The sequence below is a fragment of the Methylibium sp. genome, from assembly GCF_013817365.1.
Classification (GTDB): domain Bacteria; phylum Pseudomonadota; class Gammaproteobacteria; order Burkholderiales; family Burkholderiaceae_C; genus Methylibium.
Map to the genome: position 1 here is coordinate 1 of NZ_JACDCU010000531.1, position 2,443 is coordinate 2,443.

The following is a 2,443-nucleotide window of genomic DNA, read 5'->3' on the forward strand; positions in this document are numbered from 1 at the left end:
TCGTTGCGGTGAACGAGGATGGCGAAGCGCAGCGCGATCTGAAAAAGCTGCTCCATGAACTGCCCGAGGCACAACGCCAGGCGATCCTGCTGACGAAGGTGGAGGGGCTGTCGATTGCCGAGGCCTCACAGCGGACCGGAGCGTCGGAATCGGCCGTCAAGGTGCGGGTCCACCGCGGCCTCAAACGGCTGGCGGCACTGGTGAAGGTTTGACGACGATGAAGACCGAGACCCTGATCGACGTCCTGGCCCGCGGTGCCGGCCCCGCACCGCGGGCCGTCGCTGCTCGTCGTCTTTGGCCGGCGGCGGCGGTCGGCCTGCTGGCGAGCGCCGCAATGGCGCTGACATTGTTCGGCTCGATTCCCGCGGCGATGTACGCCACCCCGGCACCGTCGTTGCGCCGCTGCGGCAGATCGCGGGAGGCCGGCACTTCACGCCAGAGGACCACCCTCAAATCGTTGCGGAAGAGATCGAGTCGCTGCTGCAGGAGGTCGGCGAGTTCACGTCATCGCACTGAAGGCGATGCCGGAGGGATCGACTGCTCAGGCCCGCCCGCGGATCGGGTAGTCGTTGCTCATCACGAACTGGATTCCCTTCAACAGCGACTTCAGATCCGGACGGGCGAAAGGAGCGTTGGAGATGTCGATGATCTGCGTCTTTCCATCCGGGTTGATCACGAACAACGCTGGCTCTGCGAAAGGACGATCGGTCTCCTGCGGCGAACGCGGATCCGAGATGTACAGGCCGAGTTGGCGCATCTCGTCAATCGACAGACCATAGCCCACCGGGAACGTCCAACCGCATTCAGCCACTTGCGCCTCGGCCTTTTCCTTGCTGTCGGCTGAAAGTGTTGATACGGCAATCTTCGCGGCATCGAACTCGGCGAGCATTTCGTTTAGCGTGTTGAGATAGGTCTTGCAGAGAGGGCAATGCTTCCCTCGATAAATGATGAGAGCTCGCCAGCCCGAGCCCTCCGCAGGCGCCACACGCTCGCCGCAAACGGAATGCCAGACCATCTCCGGGAACTTCTCGCCTGCGGGCCATTTCGTCGTGTCCATCGTCTGTCCTTTATGTGTTCGGTTGATTGATTGATTGAACTCGCGTCCGGGCAAGGTATCCGTCCGACCGCTCAATGGTGCTTTCGCCAAGCGCATCAGGCAGCAAGAGCGTCGGCAAGTGCCGCAAGGTCGGCCACGTCGATATCCGGGAGCTCGGCCAGCGGAAACTTCTGCTGGGCCTCGCGCGCGATGAACGCCGCCTGCAGCCCCGCCCACTTCGCGCCCGCCACGTCCCACCCGTCGGCGGCCACCAGCATGCAAGCCGACGGAGCGACCTTCATCTCCTCGGCGGCCCAGCCATAGACGTCACCGTGCGGCTTGAACAATTGCGGCGTCTCGACGCTTAACCGCTGCTCGAAGCACCCCGCGAGCCCGGCATGCTTGAGCTGAGCCTCAACCCCCGCCTTCGATGAGTTGGTCAGGGTTGCCAGACGGTAGCCTGCGCGCCTCAGTCGCTCCAAGCAAGGCAGCACATCGGGATGCGGCGCAAGACTGCGCATTGCGCTCAGCGCCTGTCTGGCGTCCTCGGTGCCGATGACGACGTCGCGATTTCGCGCAAGCATCTGAAGAACCGCTGCACCGATCTCCATCAGATCGGCATGCTTGCCGCTGACCGTCATCACCAGAGAATGGTGCAGCGTCGTGGAGAACCACAAGCTCGCCCCGCGCTCGTCGAGCAAAACTTCGTTGACGCTTCGTCTGACCGGCGCCAGGTCGAGCAGTGTTCCATTGACGTCGAACAGGAGGACTTGCGGATGCAAAGCCTGATTTAGCATGAGTCCCCCCAAAGATCGATTGATGCGGCACGCGAGCCGACGAAGCAGAGCCGGCCGCGCCCGAAGACGGTTGCAAACGTGGGCGAGTATCGGGTGGTCATGCGAGTCCCGTTTTACGATAGGCAGAGCGCTGCGCAAAAGCGATTCGTCATGTTGTCTGACACCACGTGTCCAGCAACAACGGCGAGAGTTGCGCAAAGCTTTACGGCAAATGCCATGCCTTCCGGCCGCGGGTGCGCGGCCCGAAGGCATTAAGCGAGCGAGTTGCTCCCTGGAGTAGACGAGTCCGTCGGCGAACCGAAGGGACGCCTTCGGCATCCCATACAACGTTCATGACTTGCGGGCTCGTGACGCCGTTGCCTGTACGTGGGATCGCACGGCGCTTGACACTGGAGCCTGCTCCAAGGTTCAAGATGCCCCTGTCGCAACACGAGCCGCACGGCTCACGGCCCTGCGGCTGTTCAACGGCGACCGGCCCCATCAACCGAACAAAGGAGTGAAGCAATGGCTACGAAACGCAAGGTGGAAGTGTTCAGCGCGGGCTGCTCGGCCTGCGAAGAAGCGATCACGCTGATCAAGAGCATCGCCTGTCCCTCGTGCGAGGTGAGCG

General features: G+C 62.7%; 3 protein-coding genes. 1 reads left to right on the top strand and 2 read right to left on the bottom strand.

The window, feature by feature from the left end:
• A partial coding sequence (locus H0W38_RS20905) for a sigma factor-like helix-turn-helix DNA-binding protein (protein ID WP_292457812.1) occupies nt 1–212 on the top strand: 212 nt, incomplete at its 5' end.
• A gap of 329 nt (nt 213–541) precedes the next feature.
• Here H0W38_RS20905 and H0W38_RS20910 read toward each other — a convergent pair.
• Nucleotides 542–1,057, bottom strand: coding sequence for a redoxin domain-containing protein (locus H0W38_RS20910; RefSeq protein WP_292457814.1), 516 nt, complete (start codon nt 1,055–1,057; stop codon nt 542–544).
• Between the two features lie 95 nt (nt 1,058–1,152).
• Nucleotides 1,153–1,845, bottom strand: coding sequence for a haloacid dehalogenase type II (locus tag H0W38_RS20915; protein WP_292457815.1), 693 nt, complete (start codon nt 1,843–1,845; stop codon nt 1,153–1,155).
• Nucleotides 1,846–2,443: the final 598 nt, after the last annotated feature.